The sequence below is a fragment of the Cedecea lapagei genome (genome assembly GCF_900635955.1).
Classification (GTDB): Bacteria; Pseudomonadota; Gammaproteobacteria; order Enterobacterales; family Enterobacteriaceae; genus Cedecea; species Cedecea lapagei.
Genome location: NZ_LR134201.1, coordinates 1,342,290 through 1,364,881, shown reverse-complemented (window position 1 = coordinate 1,364,881; position 22,592 = coordinate 1,342,290). Strand labels below are relative to the sequence as shown.

Genomic DNA, 22,592 nt, shown 5'->3' with positions numbered 1-22,592 from the left:
ATTGAGATGCGCTTAAGGTAGCCGCAAAACCCTTGTCCCGCAACGGCTAACAAAAAGGGCCGCCGAAGCGACCCTTTATTTACAGACTATTCCGGATTATTCATCCGCTTCGTCCGCTGCATCATCGTCAGTCTCCGCTTCAGGAGCGATCTCATCGTCCCCTTCCGCGACGCTGCCGTCGATGCTGTCCAGCTCTTCATCATCCACCGGCTCGGCCACGCGCTGCAGGCCAACCACGCTTTCGTCTTCCGCAGTACGGATGAGGATCACGCCCTGGGTGTTACGCCCGACCACGCTGACCTCGGACACGCGAGTACGCACCAGCGTACCGGCATCGGTGATCATCATGATCTGGTCGGTATCTTCCACCTGCACCGCCCCAACGACGCTGCCGTTGCGCTCGGTCACTTTGATGGAGATAACGCCCTGCGTTGCACGAGACTTGGTTGGGTACTCTGCCGCTGCGGTACGTTTACCGTAACCATTCTGCGTGACGGTCAGAATCGCACCTTCGCCCCGAGGGATGATCAGGGAAACCACTTTGTCTTCGCCAGCAAGTTTAATGCCGCGAACGCCCGTTGCGGTACGACCCATGGTACGAACGGCGTCTTCTTTGAAGCGCACCACTTTACCCGCAGCAGAGAACAGCATCGCTTCATCGCTGCCGTTGGTTAAATCAACGCCAATCAGCTCGTCGCCTTCGTTCAGGTTAACGGCGATGATGCCCGCAGAACGAGGACGGCTGAAGTCGGTCAACGCAGTTTTCTTCACGGTACCGCTCGCGGTAGCCATAAAGACGTTGATGCCTTCTGCGTACTCGCGCACCGGCAGAATCGCGGTGATGCGCTCGTCCTGCTCAAGCGGCAGCAGGTTAACAATTGGGCGACCACGCGCGCCACGGCTCGCTTCCGGCAGCTGATAGACCTTCATCCAGTACAGGCGACCGCGGCTGGAGAACAGCAGGATCGTGTCATGGGTGTTGGCCACCAGCAGGCGGTCAATAAAGTCTTCTTCTTTTATACGTGCGGCTGACTTGCCTTTGCCGCCGCGGCGCTGCGCTTCATAGTCAGTCAGCGGCTGATACTTCACATAGCCCTGGTGAGACAGGGTGACCACCACGTCTTCCTGGTTGATCAGGTCTTCGATGTTGATATCCGCGGTGTTAGCCGTGATCTCGGTGCGGCGGTTGTCGCCGAACTGATCGCGCATCGCTTCCAGCTCTTCACGAATCACTTCCATCAGGCGCTCTGCGCTGCCCAGGATATGCAGTAATTCAGCGATCTGCTGCAGCAGCTCTTTATACTCATCGAGCAGTTTTTCATGCTCAAGGCCGGTCAGTTTCTGCAGACGCAGATCCAGAATCGCCTGAGCCTGCTGCTCGGTGAGGAAGTATTTACCGTCGCGGATCCCGAACTCTGGCTCCAGCCACTCAGGACGCGCGGCGTCGTCTCCGGCACGTTCCAGCATGGCGGCAACGTTACCCAGATCCCAGGAGCTGGCCACCAGGCTTGCTTTCGCTTCTGCGGCATTCGGCGAGTTGCGAATAAGCTCAATGATCGGGTCGATGTTCGCCAGGGCGATCGCCAGACCTTCAAGGATATGGGCGCGATCGCGGGCTTTGCGCAGTTCAAAGATGGTACGGCGGGTTACCACCTCGCGGCGGTGACGCACGAACGCGGCCAGAATCTCTTTCAGGGTCATGATCTTCGGCTGACCATGGTGCAGAGCAACCATGTTGATACCGAAGGAAACCTGCAGCTGAGTCTGGGAGTAAAGGTTATTGAGCACCACTTCACCCACGGCGTCGCGCTTAATCTCAATAACAATGCGCATACCGTCTTTGTCGGACTCATCGCGCAGGGCGCTAATGCCTTCCACGCGTTTGTCTTTCACCAGCTCGGCAATTTTCTCGATCAGGCGAGCTTTGTTCACCTGATAAGGAATTTCGTGAACGATGATGGTTTCACGGCCGGTTTTGGCGTCCGCTTCCACTTCTGCGCGGGCGCGAATATAAATTTTACCGCGACCGGTGCGGTAGGCTTCTTCAATACCACGACGGCCGTTAATGATAGCGGCGGTAGGGAAGTCCGGGCCTGGGATGTGCTCCATCAAGCCTTCAACGCTGATATTCTCGTCTTCGATATACGCGAGGCAGCCGTTGATGACTTCGGTAATGTTGTGCGGCGGAATGTTAGTCGCCATCCCGACTGCGATACCGGATGAACCGTTTACCAGCAGGTTAGGGATTTTGGTCGGCATGACGTCTGGAATTTTTTCGGTGCCGTCGTAGTTATCGACGAAATCAACCGTATCTTTTTCCAGGTCGGCCATCAGCTCGTGGGCGATTTTCGACATACGGATTTCCGTATAACGCATCGCTGCGGCGGAGTCGCCGTCTACGGAACCGAAGTTACCCTGGCCGTCGACCAGCATGTAACGCAGGGAAAATGGCTGTGCCATACGGACGATGGTGTCATACACCGCGGTATCACCGTGGGGGTGATATTTACCGATGACGTCACCAACAACACGGGCGGATTTTTTGTATGCTTTGTTCCAGTCATTGCCCAATACGTTCATCGCATAAAGTACGCGACGGTGTACCGGCTTAAGTCCATCTCGGACATCTGGCAGTGCGCGGCCGACAATAACCGACATCGCATAATCCAGATAGGAGCTCTTTAGCTCTTCCTCAATGTTGACCGGCGTAATTTCTCTGGCAAGGTCGCTCATGTAACCGCTATCCCTCTACTGTTTTCCCGGATTCAAAGGTCGCAAATTATAACACATCCGGCCCTGTGTGGGGAAACCTCAACGTATTTGTCGGCGCTTTATTCACGGCGTTAGCCTGATATACTGCCTGCATTAATATCTCCAGGGAGTCACCGCTGTAATGAATGCTGAAAACCAACCGGTTACGCAGAACGTCGACCACGAGGAAATCGCCAAATTTGAAGCTGTCGCTTCTCGCTGGTGGGATCTGGAAGGTGAATTTAAACCGCTGCACCGCATTAACCCGCTTCGTCTGGGGTATATCAACCAGCGCTCCGGTGGGCTGTTCGGCAAAACCGTTCTTGACGTTGGCTGCGGCGGCGGCATTCTTGCGGAGAGCATGGCGCGCGAAGGCGCTAACGTCACCGGGCTGGATATGGGCTTTGAACCGCTGCAGGTTGCCCGTCTGCACGCGCTGGAAAGCGGCGTTGAAGTGAATTATGTCCAGGAGACGGTAGAAGAACATGCCGCCAAGCACGCCGGCCAGTACGACGTCGTCACCTGCATGGAAATGCTGGAGCACGTGCCCGACCCGCAGTCGGTGGTTCACGCCTGCGCCCGCCTGGTAAAACCCGGCGGCCACGTCTTCTTCTCTACCATTAACCGCAACGGTAAAGCGTGGCTGATGGCCGTCGTCGGCGCAGAGTATGTCCTGCGCATGGTGCCGAAAGGGACGCACGATGTTAAGAAGTTCATCAAGCCCGCCGAACTCCTGCAGTGGGTAGATGAAACCCCGCTGCGCGAGCGCCACATGACAGGGTTACATTTCAACCCGGTCACCAACAAGTTCAAGCTTGGGCCTGGCGTGGATGTTAACTATATGCTGCACACAGAAGCATAAATCGGCATATCGTATAAGGATTAATTATCGATAATTGCGCCAGAACCGTTGCGCAATTATCGATGAAGTTTAAGAAATCAGCACCCGATCAAAATTTTCATTTTTTTTGCATCCCATTGACAATTCTCTCAAGCCTTACGTGACGTGGACTTACGAAAAGAGCGCCCGGTACAACCTCATTTTATTGCCGAAATCAATACTTGTACTGAACGGATTCCTTACTAGAATACTCACCATCTAGTGACCATTTTGTCACCCACCCCCTATATATAGTATTTATCCACAGAGTTAGCCACAGGCTGACGGATGTGTATAAATCAGGGGAAAACTCATCTCACGGACAGGTAAAACTCACATGAATCAGAGTCTGCTGGTTACAAAACGCGATGGCAGCAAAGAGCGCATCAATCTGGATAAAATTCATCGGGTGCTGGACTGGGCCGCTGAAGGGCTGAACAACGTCTCTGTCTCCCAGGTCGAACTGCGCTCCCATATCCAGTTTTACGACGGCATCAAAACCTCTGATATTCATGAAACCATCATCAAGGCCGCAGCCGATCTGATCTCCCGTGACGCACCGGATTATCAGTACCTCGCCGCTCGCCTGGCGATTTTCCACCTGCGTAAAAAAGCCTACGGCCAGTTTGAGCCGCCAAAGCTTTACGATCAGGTTGTGAAAATGGTTGAGATGGGTAAATACGATCGTCACCTGCTGGAAGACTACACGGAAGAAGAGTTCGAGCAGATGAACGATTTCATCGATCACTGGCGTGACATGAACTTCTCCTACGCGGCCGTGAAACAGCTCGAAGGCAAATACCTGGTGCAGAACCGCGTATCCGGTGAGATCTACGAAAGCGCGCAGTTCCTCTATATTCTGGTCGCTGCCTGCCTGTTCTCCGGCTACCCGCGTGAAACCCGCCTCAGCTACGTTAAGCGTTTCTACGATGCGGTTTCCACCTTCAAAATTTCTCTGCCTACGCCAATCATGTCCGGCGTGCGCACCCCAACTCGTCAGTTCAGCTCCTGCGTACTGATCGAGTGCGGAGACAGCCTGGATTCCATCAACGCCACTTCCAGCGCAATCGTGAAGTATGTTTCTCAGCGCGCAGGCATCGGCATCAATGCCGGCCGTATCCGTGCCCTGGGCAGCCCGATTCGCGGCGGTGAAGCGTTCCACACCGGCTGCATCCCGTTCTACAAGCACTTCCAGACCGCGGTTAAGTCTTGCTCTCAGGGCGGCGTGCGCGGCGGTGCAGCAACGCTGTTCTACCCAATGTGGCACCTGGAAGTTGAAAGCCTGCTGGTCCTGAAAAACAACCGTGGCGTTGAGGGCAACCGCGTGCGCCACATGGACTACGGCGTACAGATCAACAAGCTGATGTACACCCGCCTGCTGAAGGGCGAAGAGATCACCCTGTTCAGCCCGTCTGACGTACCGGGGCTGTACGACGCCTTCTTCGCGGACCAGGATGCGTTCGAGCGCCTGTACACCCAATACGAGAAAGACGACAGCATCCGCAAGCAGCGCGTGAAAGCGGTAGAGCTGTTCTCCCTGATGATGCAGGAGCGTGCCTCTACCGGCCGTATCTACATCCAGAACGTTGACCACTGCAACACCCACAGCCCGTTCGATCCGGCTATCGCGCCGGTGCGCCAGTCCAACCTGTGCCTGGAAATCGCGCTGCCGACCAAGCCGCTGGACGATGTGAACGACGAAAATGGCGAAATCGCCCTTTGTACGCTGTCTGCGTTTAACCTTGGCGTTATCGAAAGCCTGGACGATCTGGAAGAGATGGCGGTGCTGGCGGTTCGTGCCCTGGACGCCCTGCTCGACTATCAGGATTATCCAATTCTGGCGGCAAAACGCGGTGCAATGGGTCGTCGTACCTTGGGTATCGGGGTGATCAACTTTGCCTACTATCTGGCGAAGCACGGCGTACGTTACTCCGACGGCAGCGCAAACAACCTGACGCACAAGACCTTCGAAGCGATTCAGTACTACCTGCTGAAAGCCTCAAACGAACTGGCGAAAGAGCAAGGCGCCTGCCCGTGGTTCAACGAAACCACCTATGCGAAAGGCATCCTGCCGATCGATACCTATAAGAAAGACCTGGATGCTATCAGCAATGAGCCGCTGCATCTGGACTGGGAAGGCCTGCGTGAGTCCATCAAAACTCACGGCCTGCGCAACTCCACGCTTTCTGCCCTGATGCCGTCCGAGACCTCCTCGCAGATCTCTAACGCCACCAACGGCATCGAGCCGCCGCGCGGCCACATCAGCATCAAAGCGTCGAAAGACGGTATCCTGCGCCAGGTTGTGCCGGATTATGAAGCGCTGAAAAACAACTACGAGCTGCTGTGGGAGATGCCGAGCAACGACGGCTACCTGCAGCTGGTTGGCCTGATGCAGAAGTTTATCGACCAGTCGATCTCTGCCAACACCAACTACGACCCAACGCGCTTCCCGTCTGGCAAAGTGCCGATGCAGCAGCTGCTCAAGGATCTCCTCACCGCCTATAAATTTGGCGTGAAGACCCTGTACTATCAAAACACCCGCGACGGTGCGGAAGATACTCAGGATGACCTGGCGCCTTCCATCCAGGACGATGGCTGCGAAAGCGGCGCATGTAAAATCTGATTTTCGTTTTCCCCTCACCTCAGCTTATCCCGGCACCGTGCCACTCCCCTCTCCCTTTGGGAGAGGGACAGGGTGAGGGGAAACAAAATAACGGAATAAAAATAATGGCTTACACTACTTTCTCACAGACGAAAAACGATCAGCTCGCCGAGCCTATGTTCTTTGGCCAGTCGGTTAACGTGGCGCGCTACGATCAGCAGAAATATGACATCTTCGAAAAGCTGATTGAGAAGCAGCTCTCCTTCTTCTGGCGTCCGGAAGAAGTGGACGTCTCCCGGGACCGCATCGACTTCCAGGCGCTGCCGGAGCATGAGAAGCACATCTTCATCAGCAACCTGAAGTACCAGACGCTGCTGGACTCCATTCAGGGCCGTAGCCCGAACGTTGCGCTGCTGCCGCTGATCTCCATCCCTGAGCTGGAAACCTGGGTTGAAACCTGGGCGTTTAGCGAGACCATTCACTCTCGCTCTTACACCCATATCATCCGCAACATTGTTAACGATCCGGCGATTGTGTTTGACGATATCGTCACCAATCAGGAGATCCTTAAGCGCGCCAAAGACATCTCTGGCTACTACGATGACCTGATCGAGATGACCAGCTACTGGCACCTGCTCGGGGAAGGTACCCACAACGTGAACGGCAAAACCGTCACCGTGAACCTGCGTGCGCTGAAAAAACAGCTCTATCTCTGCCTGATGAGCGTTAACGCGCTGGAAGCGATTCGCTTCTATGTCAGCTTCGCCTGTTCCTTCGCTTTCGCCGAGCGCGAGCTGATGGAAGGGAACGCTAAAATCATCAAGCTGATCGCCCGTGACGAAGCCCTGCACCTGACCGGCACCCAGCATATGCTGAACCTGATGCGCAGCGGTGAAGATGATCCTGAAATGGCGGAAATCGCCGTTGAATGCCGTCAGCAGTGCTACGATCTGTTCGTCCTTGCCGCTCAGCAGGAAAAAGAGTGGGCTGATTATCTGTTCCGCGACGGTTCTATGATTGGCCTGAACAAAGACATCCTCTGCCAGTATGTTGAGTACATCACCAACATTCGTATGCAGGCTGTAGGCCTTGACCTGCCTTTCCAGACGCGCTCTAACCCGATTCCATGGATTAATGCCTGGCTGGTCTCCGATAACGTGCAGGTCGCGCCGCAGGAAGTTGAGGTCAGCTCCTATCTGGTAGGCCAGATTGACTCAGAGGTCGATACCGACGATCTGAGCAACTTCCAGCTGTAAGTAATGGGTCGTATCACGCTCAGCATTACCGGCGCTCAGCTGACGAGCGAAGAGGAACACCCTTCGCTGCTCGCGGCGCTGGAGTCACACAAAGTCTGCGTAGAGTATCAGTGCCGGGAGGGCTATTGCGGCTCCTGCCGCACGAGGCTGCTGGCGGGCGAAGTGCAGTGGCTGACCGAGCCGCTGGCGTTTATCCAGCCCGGTGAGATTCTCCCCTGCTGCTGCAAAGCGCGCGGCGATATCGAAATCGAGATGTAGTTGTGAAAAAGGCCGCGAATGCGGCCTTTTTTATGCGTTTGACCCGTCCTGAATAGCGTTGACACGTTCCTGACTGAAATCTGGAGAACGTGATGATGACTGAGTTCAAACGCACCCAACGCGATTATCCTCTATCCTTTAAAATAGCTATTGTTGATCAGGTTGAAAAAGGCGAGATGACCTACAAGCAGGCCCAGCAGCGGTATGGTATTCAGGGGCGCTCCACCGTTCTTGTCTGGCTGCGTAAATATGGCAGGCTTGACTGGAGCCCCGGACTTCCTGACCTGGTGAGGAGGAAACTGCCTGTGGCTCAGACGACTGTCCCACTTACACCCGAGCAAAGAATCAGGGAACTTGAAGAACAGCTTGAGCTGGCAAACCAGAAAGCTGAGTTTTTTGAGTCGGTTATCAATGTCCTGAAAAATGATTACGGGGTGAGTGTCGTAAAAAAGCGGCCCGGCAAGTCCTCGCGCAAAGTCCGGCCCCAAAAATAACCGTTACACGCGTATGCCAGTTCCTGGGGCACAGCAGACAGGCATGGTATCAGGACAACACAAGGCGCAGAAAACGGCAGGAACATCATGCTCAGGTTCTTGATTTTGTTGCCTGCGTCAGGTGCCGTCAGCCGCGAATCGGTACGCGTAAACTGCACTATCTGCTGAACACTCAGGCCGATAAAAGGCTGAATATTGGACGAGACCGTCTGTTTAACCTGATGGATGAATACCGGCTTCTGGTGCCAGTGAAACGGGCATATCACAAAACCACCAACAGCCATCATCGCTTTTACCGGCATCCTAATCTGCTGAAACCCGGCCCTGAACAGGTCACCGCCCTTGAGCCAGAGCAGGTCTGGGTCGCTGATATAACTTATCTTCCGCTGCGCAGCGGCACGGCTTATCTGAGTCTGGTCACGGATGCCTGCTCCAGAAAAATCGTGGGTTACCATGTCGGGGAAAACCTGCAGACAGAAAACGTGGTAAAAGCATTCATACAGGCTCTGAGGCGGAGAAAAACGACAGGTCCGCTGGTACATCACTCTGACAGAGGACTGCAATACTGTTCGGTACTTTACCAGTCAGTTCATGAAAGAAATGGAATAACCTGTTCAATGACCGATGGTTATGACTGCTACCAGAATGCGCTGGCTGAGCGGGTAAACGGGATCCTGAAAAATGAATTTTTACTCTCGCGCCCTGCAGACCTGGCTCAGGCCCGGGAAATGGTAAAAGAATCCGTGGCAATCTATAACCATGAGCGGCCACACCTGGCCCTGAAATACAAAACGCCCGATGATGTTCATCAGGCGTTTTACAGACAGAAAACTGTCAACCTATATCAGGACTAGTCAGTTACTTCTTCAGGAACAGTACGGCTTTATCCGGGAAGTCGGTAAACAGCCCGTCCACCCCGGCTTTGTTGTACAGCACGTCGTACAGCTGATTCACGTCGCTCACGTAGTCCGGCAGCGCATCCGCCCTTACCGTATAAGGATGCACGGTAAGCTTGCTGGCATGCGCTTCGGTCACCATATCGGTGAGCTTAATGTTGCCTTTGGTCGACGCCTGCTCCACCAGCATATGGTAGTCCGGGCCAATGCCGTCGGCATACTGGGCTATCTGCTTCATCGCGCCGGGCTTAAACATCCAGTCGTAGCTGTAGTTCACCCACTTACCGTCCGGCTGCTTCTCCTGAGTTTCATTCCAGTCGGTATAAGCGATAAGCTGCACCAGATTCAGGTCCATGCCCATCTTCGGCTCGAGCTCGTTTTTAATACGCTTAAGCTCTGCGGCGTCGAAGCACTGGAGATAAACCTTATCCTGCTTGCCGGTGTAGCCGTAGCGCTTCAGCACCTCGAGGGTCTTCGCCGCGATATCCTTGCCTTCCTGATGGTGGAACCACGGCGCTTTTATCTCCGGATAAATGCCGATGTTCTTCCCGGTCGAGTGGTTCAGCCCCTGAACGAACTCTATCTCTTCCTCAAAGGTATGCACCCGGAAGTCAGATTTCCCCATCGGGAAGCGTCCCGGATAAGTTTGCACCGGCTTGCCGTCAACAATATCGAAGCCTTCGGTGAACTTCAGAGACTTGATTTCCGCCAGCGTAAAGTCGATGGCATAGTAGCGGCCATCTTTACGTGCGCGGTCCGGGAAGCGCTTCGCTACGTCGGTCACGCGATCCAGATAGTGGTCATGCAGCACCACCAATCGGTCATCTTTGGTCATCACCAGATCTTGCTCAAGGTAGTCTGCACCCTGAGCATAAGCCATCGCCTTCGCCGGCAGCGTATGCTCGGGGAGATAGCCGCTGGCGCCGCGGTGGGCAATCACGATTTTATCGGTGGTCTGGGCAAATGCGCTGCAGGTCGCCACCAGCACTACGCCCGCCAGCAATGTTTTAGTCATCAGTTTCATTTGGCTCTCCTTAGCTATTCTTCATCATTTTTTCATCGTGGTGTTTGCGCTCGCCAATCATCACCACAATCAGCAGCAGCACGGCCAGAACACTTCCGCCGATCATCACGATAAAGCCGCCGTCCCAGCCGAAGAAGTCCACGGTATAACCGACGATCGCGCTGGCCGCAACCGAGCCGCCGAGGTAGCCAAACAGGCCGGTAAAGCCCGCCGCCGTCCCTGCCGCCTTTTTCGGCGCCAGCTCAAGCGCATGCAGGCCAATCAGCATGACCGGGCCGTAAATCAGGAAGCCGATAACGATCATACAGGCCATATCCACGCCCGGATTGCCCGGCGGGTTGAGCCAGTAAACCACGGTAGCAATCGTCACCAGCACCATGAAGAAGACGCCGGTTGCGCCTCGGTTACCCTTGAACACTTTGTCCGACATCCATCCGCACAGCAGCGTGCCGGGAATGCCCGCGTATTCATAGAGGAAGTAGGCCCACGAGGACTTATCCAGCGCGAAGTGTTTCACCTCTTTCAGGTAAGTTGGCGACCAGTCCAGAATGCCGTAGCGCAGCAGATAGACAAACACGTTGGCAATGGCGATGTACCACAGCAGGCGGTTCGGGAAGACGTATTGCATGAAGATCTGCTTCGCCGTCAGCTCCTCTTCGGCTTTGTCGTTGTAATCGTCCGGATAATCGTTTTTGTACTCTTCGATCGGCGGCAGGCCACAGGATTGCGGGGTATCACGCATCAAACCGAAGGCGATAATCGCCACAATGATTGCCGCAAAAGCAGGCATATACAGCGCCGCATGCCAGTCGTTAAACCACGCCATCCCCAGCAGGAACAGCAGCGGAGGAATACCACCGCCCACGTTATGGGCGCAGTTCCAGACCGAAACGATGCCCCCGCGCTCCTTCTGCGACCACCAGTGCACCATGGTGCGCCCGCACGGCGGCCACCCCATGCCCTGGAACCAGCCGCAGGCAAACAGCAGCACAAACATAATAGCGATGCTGGACGTTGCCCAGGGCACAAAGCCCATAAACAGCATCACCGCCGCAGCAAGGATTAACCCTGCTGGCAGGAAAACGCGCGGATTCGAGCGGTCAGAGACCGAGCCCATGATGAATTTCGAAAATCCGTAGGCGATAGAAATTCCCGAAAGCGCAAAACCGAGATCGCCCCGGGAGAAGCCCTGCTCCACCAGATAGGGCATCGCAAGGGTAAAGTTTTTCCTCACCAGATAGTAAGCAGCGTAACCAAAGAAGATACCCATGAAAATTTGCCAGCGCAGGCGGCGATAGACCGAGTCTATCTGCGCCTCTGGCAAACGCGCCTTATGCGCGGCGGGTTTGAAGATACTTAACATACGAGCCTCCGTGGCGTTGATGTTTAGCGGGAGCAAACGTCTCCCGCCAAATGTTCTTTTGCGAGCGCATGTTAGTTATCTATGCGCGTATTTACTGTGAAACATCGCACACAATGTTACATTTTTATTACAAGAAGGCGAAAAGGTGCATTTCATCACGAATTACTTTCGTTTCTTGCTCGAATTTGCTCGCAATCAAACATTTCGTGCTTTATTTATGGCTGAATAACAGTAAATAAAGAAGGGATAAAGGAGCGCCATATGAGCAGAGAAACGGACGTGATTATCATTGGCGGTGGCGCAACCGGTGCCGGAATAGCGAGAGACTGCGCCCGCCGCGGGCTAAAAGTGCTGCTGCTCGAGCGCCATGACATTGCGACAGGTGCCACAGGCCGCAACCACGGTCTGCTCCACAGCGGCGCGCGCTATGCGGTCACCGACGGCGAATCCGCTAAAGAGTGCATCGAAGAGAACCGCATCCTGCGGCGAATTGCCCGCCACTGCATCGAGCCTACGGACGGCCTGTTCATTACCCTTCCGGAAGACGACCTGGCTTTTCAGGATAGCTTCGTTACCGCCTGCCGCCGGGCCGGCATCGGGGCGCAGGCGCTGGAGCCTGAAGAAGCACTGCGGCTGGAGCCGTCCGCGAACCCGGCGCTCATCGGCGCAGTGCGCGTCCCGGACGGCACGGTCGATCCTTTTCGCCTCACTGCCGCCAATATGCTTGATGCAAAAGAGCACGGAGCAGAAGTTCTGACAGGCTGCGAAATCACCGGCCTGATTCGCGAAGGCTCTCGAGTCTGCGGCGTCCGCGTATTCAATCATCTCACCCAACAAGCGGCAGAATTCCGCGCCCTTATGGTCGTGAATGCTGCGGGGATCTGGGGCCAACGCATCGCCGAATACGCAGAGCTCAGCGTAAAAATGTTCCCGGCGAAAGGCGCGCTGCTGATCCTCGGCCACCGGATCAATAACATGGTCATCAACCGCTGCCGCAAACCGGCTGACGCGGATATCCTGGTTCCTGGCGATACCATTTCACTTATCGGCACCACCTCAACGCATATCGACTACGACCAGATCGACAATATGTTTGTCACGCCGGACGAAGTGGATATTTTGATCCGCGAAGGCGAGAAACTGGCGCCGGTGCTGGGCCGAACCCGCATTCTTCGTGCCTACGCGGGCGTCAGGCCGCTGGTAGCCAGCGACGACGATCCGACAGGGCGCAGCGTCAGCCGTGGGATCGTGCTGCTGGACCACGCAAAACGCGACGGCATGGACGGCTTTATCACCATCACCGGCGGGAAGCTGATGACCTACCGCCTGATGGCGGAGTGGGCCTCCGACCTGGTCTGCAAACGGCTGGGGAATAATACGCCCTGCTCCACCGCTTCAACGCCTCTGCCGGGTTCAGAACAAACGGCAGAACAAACGCTGGGTAAAGTTATCTCTTTACCACCGACGATTCGCGGCTCCGCCGTCTGGCGGCACGGCGACCGGGCAACTCGCTTGCTCAATAACAGCCGACTCAGCAACAGCCTGGTTTGCGAATGCGAAGCCGTCACCTCCAGCGAAGTTCGCTATGCCGTTGACGCACTTGGCGTAAAAAACCTGGGCGACTTACGACGCAGAACGCGCGTGGGCATGGGGACCTGCCAGGGGGAACTCTGCGCCTGCCGCGCCGCCGGACTGCTTCAGCGCTTCCAGCTCACCACGCCGGCGCAGTCGCTGGAACAGCTTTCCCGCTTCCTCAACGAACGCTGGAAGGGCGTCCGCCCTATCGCCTGGGGCAACGCGCTGCGCGAGAGCGAATTCACCGCCTGGGTTTACCAGGGCTTGTGCGGGCTGGATAACGGAGAGCAGAAATGAAATTCGACACCCTCATCATCGGCGGCGGCCTGGCCGGGCTAACCGCTGGTATCCGCCTGGCCGAACAAGGTCAGCGCTGCGCCATCGTCAGCCGCGGACAAAGCGCCCTGCACTTCTCATCCGGCTCGCTGGATTTGCTTTCGGCGCTGCCGGACGGCAGCGCGGTGCAGGAGGCTGCCTCGGCTCTCGAACGCCTCGCCGACCAGGCGCCTCAGCATCCCTATAGTTTGATAGGCAAAGAGGCCGTGATGGCGCTCGCCGCAGAGAGCGAACAGCTGCTGGCCAGGGCCGGCATTCCCGTGGTGGGGGAGCTCCAGGCAGAACCACCTGAGAATCACCACTTTGGGTAAACAGAGAGCCAGTTGGCTAAGCCCGCCGGAAGTCCCGCAGGCCCCGCTGCCCTGGAAAAGAGTTACGGTGATCAATATCGCAGGCTTTCTGGATTTTCAGGCCGAGCTGGTTGCCGGTTCACTTTCCTCTGCGGGCTGTACCGCTCACGTCGCCGAGCTCACCTTACCGGTACTCGACGTACTGCGAAACAACCCAAGCGAGTTTCGTGCGGTGAACATCGCCCGGGTGCTGGACTTGCCGGAAAACCACCGGGCGCTGGTGGAGGAACTGCGGCTGCTGCTGGGCAGCGGTGAAGCGATGATCCTGCCCGCCTGCCTGGGCCTGGAGGAAAACACGCTCCCGGCTCTGCAGCAGGCGCTAAACGTGCCGGTAAAACTGCTCCCGACGCTGCCGCCTTCGGTGCCAGGAATGCGGCTTCACAATGCGCTCCGTCGACGCTTTCAATCGCTCGGCGGGCTTATTATGCCGGGCGATACCGTTACCGGCGCTCAGCTTGAACGTGGGAGCATCAACGCCCTGTTCACTAAAAATCATCGTGAAGTTCCGCTACGTACCCGCCATGTGATTCTGGCCAGCGGAAGCTTTTTTAGCGGCGGGCTGGAGGCCGATCGGCAACGCGTTTTTGAGCCAATTTTTGGGCTGGACGTGGAGGTTCCTGAGGATCGCGCCACGTGGAGCAAGCCCGATTTCTTCACGCCGCAGCCCTGGCTGCAGTTTGGGCTCAAGGTGAACCCGCGGCTTCAGCCTTGCCATCAAGGCGAGCACACGCAGAATCTCTATGCCATCGGTTCCGTGCTGGGCGGGTTCGACCCCATTCAGCAGGGATGCGGTGCCGGTGTTTCCATGCTGACGGCGCTTTTCGTTGCCGAACAAATCCTCGTTGCCGCGGAGGCTTGCCATGAACCTGCTTGATGAAACCAGCTTTGAAAGCTGTATTAAATGCACGGTCTGCACCACAGCTTGCCCTGTGAGCCGCGTACGCCCGGAATACCCCGGACCAAAACAGGCCGGGCCCGACGGTGAAAGGCTGCGTCTTAAAGATCCTTCGTTGTATGACGATGCGCTGAAATACTGCACCAACTGCAAGCGCTGCGAAGTCTCCTGCCCGTCTGAGGTCAAAATTGGCGATATCATCCAGCGAGCAAGGGCCAAATACGGCGAACATAGCCCTTCCCTTCGCGACGCGATACTCAGCCACACTGATTTAATGGGCACGCTTTCGACGCCTTTCGCCCCGCTGGTCAACGCCACTACCGGCCTGAAGCCCGTGCGTAAACTGCTGGATAAAGCCCTGAACATTGATTCCCACCGCGAATTGCCAAAATATTCCTTCGGGACATTTCGCCAGTGGTATCGACGTCAGGCAGGACACCAGGCCAGCTTACCGCAGCAGGTGGCGTTCTTCCACGGCTGCTTTGTGAACTATAACCATCCGCAGCTCGGCAAAGACATGGTGAAAGTGCTTAACGCTATGGGCATCGGCGTCCAGCTGCTGAAAAGAGAGAAGTGCTGCGGCGTTCCGCTTATCGCCAACGGCTTTATCGAAAAGGCAAAAAAAACAGGCGACGGTGAACGCCAGCTCGCTCGAAGAAGCCGTTATCCACCGCGGGCTTCCGGTCGTTGCCACCTCATCAACCTGTACCTTCACCCTGCGCGATGAATACCCGCAATATCCTCGGCGTAGACACTACGCCGGTTCGCGACCAGATTGAACTTGCCACGCGCTACATCTGGAAGCTGCTGGAGGAGGATGGCAAAAGGCTGGCGTTAAAAAATACGCCGCTTCGCATCGCCTACCACACGCCATGCCATATGGAGAAAATGGGCTGGACGCTTTACTCCGTCGAACTGCTGCGGCGGATCCCCGGCGTGGAACTGGTGATGCTGGACTCCCAGTGCTGCGGCATTGCCGGTACCTATGGATTTAAAAAAGAGAACTACCCGACTTCCCAGCGTATTGGCGCGCCGCTGTTCCAGCAGATAGAAGAGAGTGGCGTAGACCTTGTAGTCACCGACTGTGAAACCTGTAAATGGCAGATAGAGATGTCCACCAGCAAACGCTGCGAGCACCCGATTACGCTGCTGGCACGGGCGCTCGCCTGACGCTTAGAGGCTCGCTGACTCCACCACCTCAATCCAGCCGTGCTCGCTTTCCAGCGGCTGGCCGTTGAGCCAGCGGCGCAGCACATTGAGCGCCATCATGGCGCTCACTTCCTGCCGGGTAGAGATAGCATGGCGGGCAACGCCGAACTTCACGCCAAGGCCGTACGTGCCGTCCGGGGTCGAGAGCGCGAAGTTAATCTGCTGCCCTTCTTCTCCGGCAACCACCAGAGACACATCGCTCTGCTGGCTCTGACGAAGCCCTGCGCTGGAGGTTAGCGCCTCAGCCAGCGTGCCGGAGCGCTGCGGTAAAAACGCAGCTTGCCTGCAATTTGGCCTGAGCGCGGTTCAGCTGCAGCGCCAGCAGGCCGCCGGTAAACTGCTCGCTCACGGCGATAGTCAGCCCCCGCTCGTCAAGACGACGAGCTATCTGCGCAGGCAGCCCCTCGGTACCTTCAAAAATCAGGCTGTCACCCGGCCACACGACGCACTTCCGGCCATACGGCTTCCATCGCCTCCCGCTGGCTGGCGGGGCCGGTGAGCTTAAGCTCGATAATCGGCATGGATGAGCGGTACCCCATCACCACGCCCTCGGGTAAGGTTAGCGGCTCAAGGCATTGCGCCAGCTCGCTTTCCGAGCGACCAAAGGTGGTTAAACGCAGACAAATCGGCGGTTCAGGCAGGGTAAAGCGGTCGCGCAGCCGCGGCAAAATTTGCTTTTCTACCATAGCCTTAAATTCTGACGGCACGCCCGGCGTGAAGAACATCAGACAGCGGTTTAACTTCAAAGCAAAACCGCAGGCGGTGCCGACGGGATTATCGATCATTTCGCTGCCGGCAGGGATTTGCGCCTGCTTGCGGTTGCTCGGCGCCATCACGCGCCCACGCTCGGCGAAGAACTGCTCCATCCTGGTTAACCATCCTGCATGTTCAACCAGTGCAACGCCTGCGGCGGTAGCCGCCGCCAGGGCGCTTAAGTCGTCGCTGGTTGGTCCCAGTCCACCGTTGACAATAAGCACATCGGCTTCGCGACTGCGCTCTTGCAGCACGGCAATCAGGTCAGGAAGGCTATCGCCTACCGTATTGCGGCGCGACATGGGTAAGCCCCGATCAAAGAAATAATCGGCAAGCCAGGCTGCATTGGTGTCGGTAATTTGCCCGTACAGCACTTCATCGCCGGTTGACAGCATTTCTACTTTTAACATCTTCTACTCCGCAGCAGGGGAACGCCCCACTATAGCGCAGGCTCCGGGGAACGACAGAGACAAAAAACGCGGCTAAAAGCCGCGCTTAGAGATTAGAAACTGGCGCTAACGCCCACATACGGGCCATCGGCCACGGTATTGGTGCGATCGCCATCTTTGCCGCCGAGGCTGATATAGCGGTAACCCACCTGCGCCGAGAAGGGACGCATAAAGTTCCAGCTTGCGCCGGCGCTTGCCTCTTTGTAATCCTTGACGCCGCTGGACAGAGAGTCAGGCGAATAGTAGTAATCGCCAAACACGGCGATATCAGGCGTAACAGGCCATCTCAGGCCGCCACCGGCCGCGATAGCATAACCTTCTTTACTGTCTTTCGGATTCAGATAAACGCCACGTCCACCGACGGTTGCCAACATCGGCCCAGCGGAATGTTAAAGCCGAGGCCCACGCCGACGGCATCGCCATTGTCATCGTTGTGCGCATAGTTACCGGTTACCGCAATACCGCTGCTTTCGGTGCCAAAACCTACGCCGAGATTAGTGTATTCCTTACCAACTTCAGCGTTCACGCCGATCGCGCTGGCGCCTGCAGAAACCAGCAGCAAACCTGCACCGCCGGCTATAAGTAATTTATTCATTCCTTGGTTCCTGAAAATGAGAAAGGGCAGCCCTTCAAAAATGGGAAATTATAGCGCGACGCATTATCTATTTAACATGGCAGAGAATGCTAATGATTCCTTGATTGTAAGGAAATGAAAAGACGGGGTATTCCGCGACAAGATCAATGAAATAGCGACGACCTGCGGTGACAAAGTGTTTGGGTCATCATAAAGACGTATTGAAAAAGTGGTCTATATTTAATTTTTTTGTAACGCCTAATCCAGACCCAAGGAGGCATTGATGAGCAAGAAAGGATTAACGACCGCCGCTGGCGCACCCGTTGCTGATAATAACAACGTTGCTACCGCAGGACCCCGTGGTCCGATGCTGCTTCAGGACGTTTGGTACCTTGAGAAACTCGCCCACTTCGACCGCGAAGTGATCCCTGAGCGCCGCATGCACGCCAAAGGTTCAGGCGCATTCGGCCATTTCACCGTAACTCACGACATCACCCGCTATACCGGGCAAAACTGTTCGCCGAAATCGGCAAGCAGACAGAGATGTTTATGCGTTTTTCAACCGTTGCCGGTGAACGCGGCGCGGCGGATGCTGAACGTGATATTCGCGGTTTTTCGATGAAATTTTATACCGAAGAAGGCAACTGGGATCTGGTGGGCAATAACACCCCGGTCTTCTATCTCCGCGACCCGCTGAAATTCCCGGATCTCAATCACGTCGTAAAACGCGATCCACGCACTAACCTGCGTAACCCGACCTATAAGTGGGACTTTTTCTCACATCTTCCCGAATCGCTGCACCAGCTCACCATCGACTTCAGCGATCGGGGCCTGCCGCGCTCTTATCGCCATATTCACGGGTTTGGCAGCCATACCTTCAGTTTTATCAACAAGGACAACGAGCGTTTCTGGGTGAAATTCCACTTTAAAACCCAACAGGGCATTGAGAACCTGATGGACGAAGAAGCGGGGAAAATCATTGCAGAAGACAGGGAGAGCTCGCAGCGCGATCTTTTCGGCGCCATCGAGGCCGGCGACTTCCCGCGCTGGACGCTGTACGTGCAAGTTATGCCGGAGGCGGAAGCCTCAAAAACGCCTTATAACCCGTTTGACCTGACCAAGGTCTGGCCGCACGGCGATTACCCGCTGATTGAGGTTGGGTACATTGAGCTGAACCGCAACCCGGAAAATTACTTCTCGGACGTCGAGCAGGCGGCGATGTCTCCGGCCAATGTGGTGCCGGGCATTAGCTTCTCCCCGGACAAAATGCTGCAGGGCCGCCTGTTCTCCTACGGCGACGCACATCGCTACCGCCTGGGCGTTAACCATCACCAAATCCCGGTGAACGCGCCGAAGTGCCCGTTCCATAACTATCACCGCGACGGCGCAATGCGCGTGGACGGCAACAGCGGCAACGGCGCAACCTACGAGCCAAACAGCTTCAACGTTTTCCAGCAACAGCCGGACTTCAGCGAGCCGCCGCTAAGCCTCGAAGGCGCAGCAGATCACTGGAATCACCGCGAAGACGGCGACTACTTTAGCCAGCCACGGGCGCTATATAATCTGCTTAGCGATGAAGAACATCAGCGCATGTTCGAGCGTATCGCCGGTGAGCTGAAGGAGGTGCCGGAAAGCATTCAGACGCGCCAGATAGGTTTATTCAACCAGGTGCATCCTGAATACGGCGCCGGTGTGGCTAAGGCGATTGAGGCGCTTAAACACGGTAAATAGAATCCCGGCAGGCGCTAGGCTCCTGCCACCCATTCAATAAGCCTGCGGCGGGAGATTTTGATCCCGCCCTGTTTCAGCACCTGCGGCAGCGCAACCCAGCGCACCGGCAGCTGAAAACGAGGCACCTTACCCTCAAGCCAGGCGGCAATCTCTTTAAAATCACATCCAGCCTTGGTCTCAACAACGGCAACCGGCCGCTGCCCAAACTCTGCGTCGTCTACCGGCACCACAAACACCTGCTGCACCGCAGGATGCGTAGCAATGACACGCTCCACCTCTTCAGGCTGGATCCCCTCTCCACCGCTGAAAAACTGGTTATCAAGCCGCCCCACTATCGTCAGGCGTCCGCCCTGTAAAACGCCGCGGTCGCGGGTAGCAAACCAGCCCTGCTCATTCACCAGCGGAATAAGCTCACCGTCGCGCCAGTAGCCGCTGGCCAGGCTATCCGCGCGGATCCACACTTCTTCATCAACGATTTTTATTTCCCGGCCGGGCAGCGGTTCGCCGACGTCGGGCAAACCGTCGGCGCGTTTGGCGCTGACCGTTGAGGCCAGTTCCGTCAGGCCATAGCCACACCAGCAGCGTACGCCCCGCGCTTCTGCCTGCTGCGCCAATTCAACGGGAATTGCCGCGCCGCCGAGCAGTACCTCACGCAGCGTCAACGGCTGCTGCTGTTCCAGCAGTCGCCATAGCTGAGTTGGCACCAGAGAGGCGTGGCTGCAGCCGCGCAAAGCTTCCCCGATCGACTGCGCCGAAGAGACCGCCAGCCTGCCACCGGCATAGAGCCAGCGCCAGAAGATCCCCTGGCCGGAGACGTGAAACAGCGGCAACGACAAAAGCCAGCTGTCATCGGCTCCGTACTTCATCAGCGTCAGCACCCCTGCCGCGCTGGCAAGGTGGGCGGATAATGTATGTACGGCGGCTTTGGGCAGTCCGGATGAACCTGACGTGAGGGTCATGGTGGCCAGCCGTGACGGCTGCCAGCTTTCGCGCCATGGGGCTGCCTCCACCAGCGACAGCGGCGCTAATTGAGGCACCGGACATCCGTCGATCAACGTTATGCCATAGCTGAGGGTCAACGACGGCAGAAGCTGCTCCAGTAGGCTGTCAGGGAGCTGCGGATTCAGCGGCAGAATACGGGCGCCGCACTGCAACAGCGCCAGCCAGACAAGCAGCGTTTGTGGGCCATTTTTGGCTTTTAACGCAACGCCATCACCCTCTTTGATGCCCTGCAGCCGAAACCCGCCCGCCAGGGTATCTACACGCTGGCACAGGGCTTGCCAGGTCAACAACTCATCATCGAAGTGCAGCGCAATTTTTTCCCCATGGAGGCCTGCCCAGTGCCGCCACGGCCAGTCGGTAAAAATCATCGAATACGCTCAAGCTGGTCCACTGTGATGCAGGGCAGCGGGCTGCCGGGCCAGCAGCGCTCAAGCTGCGACTGCATCAGGGACAAGGTATCCAGCCCTGGCAAAGTTCCCGGCGTCAGCCAGGCGGCGATGCGTGCCAGCTGGGTCAGCCCCAGGCTGGACTCAATGGAGGAGCTGATCACCGCTTTAAGCCCCAACCTGTGTGCGGTGGCAACCTGCTCCCGCACCTTATCCAGGCTACCGGTCAGCGTCGGTTTGATCACCACGGCCGACACGCCAGGCTCTGCGACGAAGGTGAAATCTCTTTCACGCAGGCTCTCATCCCAGGCAATCGCAATCCCCGTTTCCCGGCTGAACTCTCGGGATTGTTCGCGGGTTTTGCACGGCTCTTCGATAAAGTCGATGCGCGGACGGTAGTCGGGATTAACGTATTTAGCGAACTGCTGCGCCTTAAGCGGTGTCCAGCTTCGGTTAGCATCAAGACGCAAATGCAGTTCAGGGACAGCCTCAAGCAGCAAATTGACCACCATGCCGTCCCGTACGGCCTCGTACAGACCGACTTTGACCTTCGCCACCTTTTCGCCAGCCATCGCCGACAGCGCAAGGATCAGCTCGTCAGGATCGCCGGTACACAGCGGAGCCGCGCGGTAGTCAGCGGCCTGCGGCAGCGTGCCGTCAGCCTCGGCCAGCGCGCAGCTCAGGCCAAAGGCAACGGACGACGGTTCAGGCAAAGGGGCAGCTTCATCGGCCAGCCATTGCTCCAGCCAGCATTCAGTCTGCGCCTGGGCCTCCTCAAGGGTTTCACGACTAAAGCCCGGCAAAGGAGAAATCTCTCCCCATCCGCTACGCTCGCCCTGGGTGAGACGCACCAGCAACCCCTCCCTGAACTTGAGGCGCTGGTCGCGTAGTACAACGCCGGCCTCCATCGGAATTTGAAAGCGCCACAGCGCCGCGCTGCGCATTATGGATTCCGTTTAAATTTGCTGAAGTCCGGCTGACGTTTTTGGTTAAACGCGTTGCGGCCTTCCTGACCCTCTTCGGTCATGTAGAAGAGCATTGTGGCGTTACCCGCCAGCTCCTGCAGCCCGGCCTGGCCGTCACAGTCGGCATTCAGGGCAGCTTTCAGGCAGCGCAGCGCCATCGGGCTGTTCTGCAGCATTTCGCGGCACCAGCGCACGGTCTCTTTTTCCAGATCGGCAACCGGCACAACGGTATTCACCAGCCCCATATCGAGCGCCTCTTTTGCATCATACTGGCGGCACAGGAACCAGATCTCGCGAGCCTTTTTCTGGCCTACGATGCGTGCCATGTAGGAAGCGCCCCAACCACCGTCGAAAGAGCCTACTTTCGGGCCAGTCTGACCGAAGACGGCGTTTTCAGCCGCGATGGTCAGGTCACACATCATGTGCAGCACGTGGCCGCCGCCGATGGAAAAGCCCGCCACCATCGCCACAACCGGTTTAGGGCAGGTGCGAATCTGGCGCTGGAAGTCGAGCACGTTCAGGTGATGGACGCCGCTTGCGTCCTGATAGCCGCCGTAGTCGCCGCGAACTTTCTGGTCGCCGCCCGCACAGAAGGCTTTTTCCCCTTCACCGGTCAGAATAATGGTGCCGATATTGTCGTCATAGCGAGCGTCGGCCAGGGCGTTAATCATCTCTTTGACGGTCAGCGGACGAAACGCATTACGCACTTCCGGGCGGTTAATGGTGATTTTGGCGATACCGTCGCTGGATTTATGATAGCGAATGTCGGTGTAGCCTTCAGAGCAATCCAGCCATTCAATCGGGGCGTAAAGCATTTGTTCATCAGGATAAATCATGAGAGAT

Annotated in this window: 12 protein-coding genes and 5 pseudogenes; 9 read left to right on the top strand and 8 right to left on the bottom strand. The window is 56.6% G+C overall.

The window, feature by feature from the left end; all coding sequences use genetic code 11:
- Positions 1 to 96: 96 nt before the first annotated feature.
- Complete coding sequence (gene gyrA / locus EL098_RS06695) at positions 97 to 2,733, bottom strand: DNA topoisomerase (ATP-hydrolyzing) subunit A (RefSeq protein ID WP_126355531.1); 2,637 nt, start codon at positions 2,731 to 2,733, stop codon at positions 97 to 99.
- 160 nt (positions 2,734 to 2,893) lie between these two features.
- Here gyrA and ubiG point away from each other — a divergent pair, with 160 nt between their 5' ends.
- The 5 genes from ubiG to EL098_RS06670 all read left to right on the top strand — a co-directional run bounded on the left by ubiG (position 2,894) and on the right by EL098_RS06670 (position 9,095).
- Positions 2,894 to 3,613, top strand: coding sequence for a bifunctional 2-polyprenyl-6-hydroxyphenol methylase/3-demethylubiquinol 3-O-methyltransferase UbiG (ubiG, locus tag EL098_RS06690; protein ID WP_126355530.1), 720 nt, complete (start codon positions 2,894 to 2,896; stop codon positions 3,611 to 3,613).
- Between the two features lie 355 nt (positions 3,614 to 3,968).
- Positions 3,969 to 6,254 (top strand): class 1a ribonucleoside-diphosphate reductase subunit alpha, encoded by a 2,286-nt coding sequence (gene nrdA, locus EL098_RS06685; protein WP_126355529.1) that lies wholly within the window; start codon positions 3,969 to 3,971, stop codon positions 6,252 to 6,254.
- Between the two features lie 104 nt (positions 6,255 to 6,358).
- Entirely contained in the window at positions 6,359 to 7,489 is a 1,131-nt protein-coding gene (nrdB, locus tag EL098_RS06680; protein ID WP_126355528.1) for a class Ia ribonucleoside-diphosphate reductase subunit beta, read from the top strand.
- Positions 7,490 to 7,492: 3 nt separating this feature from the next.
- Entirely contained in the window at positions 7,493 to 7,747 is a 255-nt protein-coding gene (gene yfaE / locus EL098_RS06675; RefSeq protein ID WP_126355527.1) for a class I ribonucleotide reductase maintenance protein YfaE, read from the top strand.
- Positions 7,748 to 7,839: 92 nt separating this feature from the next.
- Positions 7,840 to 9,095, top strand: a protein-coding gene (locus tag EL098_RS06670; RefSeq protein WP_126355526.1) for an IS3 family transposase whose coding sequence is annotated in 2 segments (ribosomal slippage) — positions 7,840 to 8,191 and positions 8,191 to 9,095 — 1,257 coding nt in all. Because the reading frame shifts where the segments join, the coding sequence is not laid out codon by codon here.
- 4 nt (positions 9,096 to 9,099) lie between these two features.
- On the opposite strand, the gene glpQ is transcribed toward EL098_RS06670, so the two are convergent.
- Together glpQ and glpT are read right to left on the bottom strand one after the other, a co-directional pair.
- Positions 9,100 to 10,161, bottom strand: a complete 1,062-nt coding sequence (gene glpQ / locus EL098_RS06665; protein WP_126355525.1) for a glycerophosphodiester phosphodiesterase — start codon at positions 10,159 to 10,161, stop codon at positions 9,100 to 9,102.
- 10 nt (positions 10,162 to 10,171) lie between these two features.
- Positions 10,172 to 11,524 carry a glycerol-3-phosphate transporter gene (glpT, locus tag EL098_RS06660; RefSeq protein ID WP_126355524.1) on the bottom strand — a complete coding sequence of 451 codons (1,353 nt, stop codon included), beginning with the start codon at positions 11,522 to 11,524 and terminating at the stop codon, positions 10,172 to 10,174.
- Between the two features lie 261 nt (positions 11,525 to 11,785).
- Here glpT and glpA point away from each other — a divergent pair, with 261 nt between their 5' ends.
- From glpA to glpC, 3 genes and pseudogenes are all read left to right on the top strand, one after another.
- The gene (glpA, locus tag EL098_RS06655; RefSeq protein ID WP_126355523.1) at positions 11,786 to 13,396 is read left to right on the top strand and encodes an anaerobic glycerol-3-phosphate dehydrogenase subunit A; all 1,611 of its coding nucleotides are present in this window, start codon (positions 11,786 to 11,788) and stop codon (positions 13,394 to 13,396) included.
- A pseudogene (glpB, locus tag EL098_RS06650) lies at positions 13,393 to 14,659 on the top strand (glycerol-3-phosphate dehydrogenase subunit GlpB). The gene glpA and the pseudogene glpB overlap by 4 nt, the downstream one beginning before the upstream one ends.
- Positions 14,646 to 15,850, top strand: a pseudogene (gene glpC / locus EL098_RS06645) (anaerobic glycerol-3-phosphate dehydrogenase subunit GlpC). Before glpB ends, glpC begins: the two co-directional pseudogenes overlap by 14 nt.
- Before the next feature lie 3 nt (positions 15,851 to 15,853).
- On the opposite strand, the pseudogene EL098_RS06640 reads toward glpC, so the two are convergent.
- A pseudogene (locus EL098_RS06640) lies at positions 15,854 to 17,052 on the bottom strand (nicotinamide mononucleotide deamidase-related protein YfaY).
- 92 nt (positions 17,053 to 17,144) lie between these two features.
- Positions 17,145 to 17,686, bottom strand: a pseudogene (locus EL098_RS06635) (YfaZ family outer membrane protein).
- A 262-nt stretch (positions 17,687 to 17,948) separates the two neighbouring features.
- On the opposite strand from EL098_RS06635, the pseudogene katA reads away from it, so the two are divergent.
- Positions 17,949 to 19,396: pseudogene (gene katA, locus EL098_RS06630) on the top strand (catalase KatA).
- A 14-nt stretch (positions 19,397 to 19,410) separates the two neighbouring features.
- Here katA and menE read toward each other — a convergent pair.
- Genes menE through menB form a run of 3 tightly spaced genes read right to left on the bottom strand, consistent with a single transcriptional unit; the run spans position 19,411 to position 22,585 of the window.
- Positions 19,411 to 20,766: an o-succinylbenzoate--CoA ligase gene (gene menE, locus EL098_RS06625; RefSeq protein WP_126355522.1), complete on the bottom strand. Its 1,356-nt coding sequence runs from the start codon at positions 20,764 to 20,766 to the stop codon at positions 19,411 to 19,413.
- Positions 20,763 to 21,728 carry an o-succinylbenzoate synthase gene (gene menC / locus EL098_RS06620; RefSeq protein WP_126355521.1) on the bottom strand — a complete coding sequence of 322 codons (966 nt, stop codon included), beginning with the start codon at positions 21,726 to 21,728 and terminating at the stop codon, positions 20,763 to 20,765. Before menC ends, menE begins: the two co-directional genes overlap by 4 nt.
- On the bottom strand, positions 21,728 to 22,585 hold the full coding sequence (gene menB, locus EL098_RS06615; RefSeq protein WP_126355520.1) for a 1,4-dihydroxy-2-naphthoyl-CoA synthase: 858 nt from the start codon (positions 22,583 to 22,585) through the stop codon (positions 21,728 to 21,730). Before menB ends, menC begins: the two co-directional genes overlap by 1 nt.
- Positions 22,586 to 22,592 lie beyond the last annotated feature (7 nt).